This is a genomic window from Xenorhabdus thuongxuanensis (genome assembly GCF_001908095.1).
GTDB lineage: Bacteria > Pseudomonadota > Gammaproteobacteria > Enterobacterales > Enterobacteriaceae > Xenorhabdus > Xenorhabdus thuongxuanensis.
This window is the reverse complement of record NZ_MKGR01000002.1, coordinates 286373-292896: the sequence shown is the minus strand read 5'-3', so window position 1 is coordinate 292896 and position 6524 is coordinate 286373. Positions and strand designations below refer to the sequence as shown.

At 44.3% G+C, this 6524-nt stretch carries 7 protein-coding genes and 3 pseudogenes; 4 read left to right on the top strand and 6 right to left on the bottom strand.

Translation table 11 applies throughout. From position 1 onward, the window contains the following. Nucleotides 1–103: 103 nt before the first annotated feature. From Xentx_RS02855 to Xentx_RS02840, 4 genes are all read right to left on the bottom strand, one after another. Nucleotides 104–1042, bottom strand: a complete 939-nt coding sequence (locus Xentx_RS02855; protein WP_074018762.1) for a phage tail fiber protein — start codon at nucleotides 1040–1042, stop codon at nucleotides 104–106. After that, on the bottom strand, nucleotides 1017–1619 hold the full coding sequence (locus Xentx_RS02850) for a C40 family peptidase (RefSeq protein ID WP_083600853.1): 603 nt from the start codon (nucleotides 1617–1619) through the stop codon (nucleotides 1017–1019). The genes Xentx_RS02855 and Xentx_RS02850 overlap by 26 nt, the downstream gene beginning before the upstream one ends. 69 nt (nucleotides 1620–1688) lie before the next feature. Beyond that, nucleotides 1689–2225 carry an Ail/Lom family outer membrane beta-barrel protein gene (locus Xentx_RS02845; RefSeq protein WP_074018761.1) on the bottom strand — a complete coding sequence of 179 codons (537 nt, stop codon included), beginning with the start codon at nucleotides 2223–2225 and terminating at the stop codon, nucleotides 1689–1691. Nucleotides 2226–2326: 101 nt separating this feature from the next. Further along, the gene (locus Xentx_RS02840) at nucleotides 2327–3067 is read right to left on the bottom strand and encodes a phage minor tail protein L (protein ID WP_074018760.1); all 741 of its coding nucleotides are present in this window, start codon (nucleotides 3065–3067) and stop codon (nucleotides 2327–2329) included. 286 nt (nucleotides 3068–3353) lie between these two features. On the opposite strand from Xentx_RS02840, the gene Xentx_RS02830 reads away from it, so the two are divergent. Continuing rightward, entirely contained in the window at nucleotides 3354–3608 is a 255-nt protein-coding gene (locus Xentx_RS02830) for a hypothetical protein (RefSeq protein ID WP_074018759.1), read from the top strand. Here Xentx_RS02830 and Xentx_RS02825 read toward each other — a convergent pair. Next, a complete protein-coding gene (locus Xentx_RS02825) occupies nucleotides 3592–3843 on the bottom strand; it encodes a hypothetical protein (RefSeq protein ID WP_074018758.1) in 252 nt (83 codons plus the stop codon). The two genes, Xentx_RS02830 and Xentx_RS02825, sit on opposite strands and share 17 nt — an antisense overlap. A gap of 280 nt (nucleotides 3844–4123) precedes the next feature. On the opposite strand from Xentx_RS02825, the pseudogene Xentx_RS19495 reads away from it, so the two are divergent. The 3 pseudogenes from Xentx_RS19495 to Xentx_RS02815 all read left to right on the top strand — a co-directional run. Further along, a pseudogene (locus Xentx_RS19495) lies at nucleotides 4124–4243 on the top strand (DNA cytosine methyltransferase); the annotation flags it as partial. Nucleotides 4244–4438: 195 nt separating this feature from the next. Further along, nucleotides 4439–4792 (top strand): annotated as a pseudogene (locus tag Xentx_RS02820) (KilA-N domain-containing protein); the annotation flags it as partial. Nucleotides 4793–5036: 244 nt separating this feature from the next. Continuing rightward, nucleotides 5037–5174, top strand: a pseudogene (locus Xentx_RS02815) (integrase); the annotation flags it as partial. Between the two features lie 95 nt (nucleotides 5175–5269). Here the strand turns inward: Xentx_RS02815 and icd are convergent. Beyond that, a complete protein-coding gene (icd, locus tag Xentx_RS02810; RefSeq protein ID WP_074018757.1) occupies nucleotides 5270–6523 on the bottom strand; it encodes an NADP-dependent isocitrate dehydrogenase in 1254 nt (417 codons plus the stop codon). Nucleotide 6524 lies beyond the last annotated feature (1 nt).

The following is a 6524-nucleotide window of genomic DNA, read 5'->3' as shown; positions in this document are numbered from 1 at the left end:
AAGTTAAGTATCTAAACCGTCAGTTGGATAAGGATCTTGATACCACTCTAAAAGCAGCTTGATTTAAATATAATAAAGCCCTCCCCCTCGAGGGCTTTTCCCATCACGTCCCCACCTCCCCCTGCCTCACATTCCACACCGAATCTGCCGGCATCTGGACACGGACAGATATAGACCGACCAACAGGGACATCAATCGGGTCACCGTCAGCGTAGCCATCCCGTACATTTCTGGCGAATACCGGTGCGTCTGCGTGCTCTCGATGATACGTCATGATTTTGATGGCACCATCGGGTAGCACTTTGTAATCCACCCAAATCAACGGTAATTTATTTTTGCACAGGGGTATCTCAACCCCGCCATCGACCCCGCCCCATGCGGCGTCGGCATTAAATCCCAGCACGTTTTTGATGAGGTAAACCCCCTCTGATAAACGTTCAACGGTAGCGCCCTCGGATTCGTCGTTGGTGGTAAATTTACCATCGGCGTAGATCTGAATAATGGGGGACGCTTTTTTTAGAAAACCGTCGACGACGGTGGTGTTACCGGTATGCCAAATCCTCCACCATGGATTCCATGACTGATTATCACCATTATGCGTCCTAAATATCAATTGACGCCCCCCATTATAATACTCGGCTTGCATCATGAGGTTATAACTATTGTTTAGACTAGCAAAATGTATCCCTGGTCCAGTAACGCCGCCTGCGTTTTTTCCATGGATATAGCCAAAAAATGTCTGGTTAATTGGCAAATTATCATAATCAGAGTTTAGTACATTATTCCGCCCTTTTTCTGGCGCATTAACAATGGCGTTATTGTCTATTAACGCACCAATATTCTGTGCAAATGCCAATTTATCCAGAATATCCGCCCCGTTCTTGGATTTTTCGAGGCGGTTATTGACATCCGTCTGTTCGGCCTTTGTTCCTAATTCTTTCCTGATATGGGTAATGCCGTCATACAGCGCCTTAATCGACTGCAACGATACCGTCTGACCATTCGGCAATGTCACATCAACTACACCATTCTGTGACAGCATGGTTAGGCTCTTTGGCCTGTACCTGCATAATGATCACGTCACCCACCTGCAATTCACCCCTGCACTCCACAAAGCCAGCCGCCGCATAGTTCGTCATATACAGGTTTTCGCCACGTTCCCACCAGCCATCTGAGCGCTCAAAATTAGGAATATCTATGTTACGTTCCAGTCGATACCAATCGCGCACGATGGAATAGCAGTCCCAAATACCATGTACAAACGGGCGGCCCAGCAAAGGCTTGATACCCTCCGTTGGCATGATGGTACGAATATCCCCCTCCGGCCACGACACGATAACCCACGGAATTTGTGATAGGTCACACTGCGCAATATCTAATTGGCTGGGTTGCGTTGTTGCATCGGGATGACTGTGGACAATAGCAACAATAGTGCCCACATCCTCAGCATTGGCATAATCTTCGGGGTGAATGCTGAATTGCTCTGTGGGTGAAGGCGCGGTATTACGACAGGGGATATATTGTTGCTTGTGGCTATTTTGAATCACCAAACCGCAACATTCATTGGGGTATTCTGATTTGGCGTGTTCCATGATGGATTGGGTAATACGGGGGCGCATATAGGCTCCTTCATATAACAAAAAACCTGCCGAAGCAGGTTAGGTTATATTTAAATTTTAATTAATTTCTTAGAATCGATAACCAACACCGATCACCCATGTGCCAACCTTGACCTCACCGATTTTTGAATATTCATATGATGCATCAATGGCCATATTAGGAATTGGGTTAATCTGTAAGCCTGCGGCATAAGCAAGTTCAGTTTTGCTTTCACTATGTGAATATCCACCTGATTTAGCTTCTGCTTTACCATGAGCCGAGCCAATTAAGCCGTAGGCGCTCACATATTCATTAATACGGTATGCAGGACCGGCAGTCAAAGAGTAATAATCTAAATCAATAGTAGCCGTTTTGTATCCATCATAATAATATTCATACCCTTGGTGAGTGTATACGAACGAACCAATCACACTCCAATCATTATCGAATTCATAACGATATTTGACGTTGAAACCTTTTGGATTTTCGTCTAGCTTATCGCCCGTAATCTTGACATGACTCTGCGCATAGCCTACTGAAATAGTACTTTCGCCAGTGGCATACACGTTCATAGATAAGGCTGATATTCCTACTGTAATCAATGTTGCTAAAACTAATTTTTTCATAAAAAACCTTTAGTAATTAAAAAAGCATAAAAAGTATAGGAAAATTATTTTTTTTATCCTTTTGTGTTTCCTAAAGCTTGATCTGAGTCACTATGGATTTTTCACCGTCTCAGCAACGCCGACCCCGGAAAACCCCCGAACGGTAATTGAGCGTCCTCTCCATGTCGAGCCTTGCAGTCGCTCATTAATCCACCACATGCATCTTTAGATGGATCATCGGTTGGGTTGCCCTCTTCATCAAAATACTTCGTTCCTGTGTAGTTGCAGGGGGATTTGCGATACAACCCCCGCATACACCATGTACACAGGCTGTGAATTTGACGAGTCGGGATCTGAATACCCTGCAAATCAGCCGGGGAAGATAAAGCAAACTGGACGCTTTCATTGTCTTCATGTGTTTTGCTGTCGATGTAGAAAACGTCTATTTTTTCCTGTGTCGGGTCAGCCTCTGGATTTCCTTCCGGGAAGTTACGCGCATCCAGATAATGCGCAAATGTCATATGGATAGTGACACGTGCCTGCACCATATTTTGGTAAGCCAGACACAATGCACTGATAGTTCCGTCCAGATTAGCAACCCGGAGTTCGGGTGATACCGTTCTGCCGTCACTGTTAACTTCCAGTCCTTCAATTCTGACAGGCCACGGCTTATACTCTACGCCCTGCCACCAGATAGATTTAATCGGTAAATTACCTATATCATCTTCCAGTTCCTTTTCTGTATAAGGAATCGGGTGGTTATGAAAATACAGCTCTGGCCCACCAAATACTGAACCATCAACAGTAAACAACAAAATTTTATTTCCTGCCTCCAACGCTTGGAGGTCTGCATTAATTTTCATGCGCTATGTGCCTGTTCAAATACGGCTGATATTCTCATGACTCCACCAGACATCGGGATCATGGTTATTGAGTCCGCCTTGACTCGATATAAGCCTTTCTCTCCATATGGAGTTGTCCAGATAAATGATTTCAACGTGTGATTGCGAATAAACTGAAAGATGGGCTTTACCTCTTCTTTTATGCCGGTATTTAACCACCTCAGGCGGCAGTGGTTTCTCATGTACCCCTACAGTGAGAAATCGGTTAGAATAAATTCCCCACCTCAATGAGAATGAAATTTAATCAATGAGTAAGAAACGTCAGAAAAGAATGAATTTTGATGAGAAAATTAATAAATTTGCTCAGTCATGGGGAATCGTTCTGGTGATTCTATTTTTTCCTGAGTCACTCAAATTATGGCTTAGCCAGCATACTCCCGATTTTTTACCTGTATTTGTAATTCAATGTGCTGCATTTATCCTGATTCACATGATAGTGATTGTTATGCCATTAAAACTGATCAATCATCTGAAAAAGAAAAATACTAACCCCTCGCACTAACCCCGCCCGATTCCAGTCTACGGCGGGATTTGGTTTTGGTTGAAATTGGTTTTTTCGATGGGGCGCTATTTACTGTCGTAATGAATTTGGTTAATGCGTTAACAGTGTCGCGCTCCTGCGCGGTCATGCGTTGTTTGGGTTGGCGGTTATTTCTAAAATTCTCGCATTGTTTCTGCCGAGACTGAAAAAAGAAATTGTCGAGAGTATTTTCCAGCCAGTAATCTTTATCGTTCATGAAATTTCTCCGTTAATTAACTCACCATAGGCCACTCATTGAATGACCTACAGTCAATCAACCACACTCTCGCAGTGGTCGCGCTCATGCCCTTGAGTCCGTAGTCAGGGGTATCTCCGCGAATCCCTCACCTCTAATCCCCGTGAACGCGGAACATTGCTCTGTTTAATTCACTCCGAAATCAGTGAGGCAATGGAGGGGGAACGTAAAAATCTGATGGATGATCATTTGCCTCATCGCCCTATGGCTGAGGTGGAACTGGCTGATGCTGTCATTCGTATTCCCGTTGGCTAATGGGACTGCCAACAGAGTGGGACGATTGCGCGCCTATGGAAATGCCATCGTCGCGCCGGTCGCGGAAGAATTTATAAGGGCATATGCAGGAGGTTTAGGTGAGTAATAAAAATGATGATGTATTCCCTCTCTACCGCCACCCCAACAAATAGCGAGAAATAACATGGATATTATCGACGCAGCGAATGAATTAAATGAGCTGAATATATCTCATGCCCTCCTCTGCCACCCGCACCCAAAGTGGCAGAAATAAAGATAACACCAATAAAGAAAGGTAACAGCGTAAGACGGGGTAAAAAATATGAAAGGTAAATTACTACCTGTGGTTGTCGGTGTTGAGATTCCTCTTGATGAATTCGGGCGTTACAACCTGAACACACTGCATAAAGCCAGTGGAGAGAACGAAAATAAAGCACCTAACCAATGGTTGAGAACCAAGTACGCAAAAGAGCTTATCGCAGAACTGGAAGCTAAGTTATTGAAAAACAATCAGACGGCATATTTGCAGTCTGGTCAAAAAGCAGTCGATATAAATAATGGTGGTTCTTCACCGGGCACTTACGCACATGAGCTGATAGCCGTTTCTTATGCGGGATGGATTCGACCTGACTTTCAACTTGACGTGAACCAGGCATTTATCGATTTCAAATCGGGAAATTCAGGTATCGGGATTAACGCTCTTCCTTCTCTCGATCACATGGTTGGAAGATTTGATGAGTTACGCCACCAGCTCGCACGGGATGAAAAAAACGAAGCTGAGTTACTTTCTGTATGAACGCACGAAAAAAGACCAAAGGGAAGCGCCAGAAAATGATTAGCGCACTGGAAGAAGCAGGCCAGATGGCTATCGACCTTAATAGCGGAGAAGAACAATGATCAGCATCGATAACGCACAGAATGAAATGGGTTTATCGGAACGTTTGTACCGCGAACAGGGCGTCGATACAAAAACATTACTCGGTCATAAGAGCCAGTCAATGACAGATAAATACCATGATGATAGAGGTAAAGATTGGATTATTTTGGCGGTGAAATAACGGTCAAATTATAACCGGTTTTGCAGAAGAATTTTCATATCGTTAAAAACAACGGGAACCATTAAGCCCCCGTTATCTATTTTAATCAGTGACTATTACATGTGAGAAATAATAGCATCACCGAATTCGCTACATTTCAGTAGTTTAGCACCTTCCATCAGGCGCTCAAAATCGTATGTGACAGTCTTAGCAGCAATTGAACCTTCCATCCCCTTAACGATAAAGTCTGCGGCTTCGAACCATCCCATGTGGCGTAACATCATTTCAGCGGAAAGGATCACAGAACCAGGGTTGACTTTATCCTGACCCGCATATTTAGGTGCAGTACCGTGTGTTGCTTCGAACAGCGCGCATTCGTCGCCAATGTTTGCGCCTGGAGCAATACCGATGCCACCTACCTGTGCAGCCAGGGCATCAGAAATGTAGTCACCATTCAGGTTCATACAAGCGATAACATCATACTCAGCCGGACGCAGCAGGATCTGTTGCAAGAAAGCATCTGCAATGACATCCTTAATGATAATATCTTTGCCATTTTTAGGATTCTTGATCTTAACCCACGGGCCACCATCCAACAATTCTCCGCCGAACTCAGTGCGAGCCAGTTCATAACCCCAATCTTTGAAAGCACCTTCGGTAAATTTCATGATATTGCCTTTATGAACCAGAGTGACTGATTCACGGTCATTATCAATGGCATATTCAATCGCGGCACGTACTAAACGTTTAGTACCTTCTTCTGAACAAGGTTTTACACCAATACCACACTGTTGAGGGAAACGGATCTTATTAACACCCATCTCATCTTGCAGGAATTTAATTACTTTGTCCGCTTCCGCTGAACCCGCTTTCCACTCAATACCCGCATAAATGTCTTCAGCGTTTTCGCGGAAAATCACCATATCGGTCAGTTCAGGCTGCTTAACAGGACTTGGCGTGCCTTGATAGTAACGAACCGGACGCAGGCAGACATACAGATCCAATTGCTGACGCAGTGCGACGTTCAGCGAACGGATACCACCACCTACTGGTGTTGTCAGGGGGCCTTTGATAGCAACACGGTATTCACGGATCAAATCTAACGTTTCATCTGGCAACCAAACATCTTTACCATAAACATGCGTGGATTTCTCACCTGTGTAGATTTCCATCCAGGAAATTTTGCGCTCACCGCTATACGCTTTCTGAACCGCAGCATCAACAACTTTTAGCATGACCGGCGTAACATCAACACCAATGCCATCCCCTTCGATATAAGGGATAATAGGGTTATTCGGAACACTTAATTTACCTTTGGCATCAATAGTAATTTTTTTACCTTCCGCCGGAACAACTACTTTGCTTTCCATT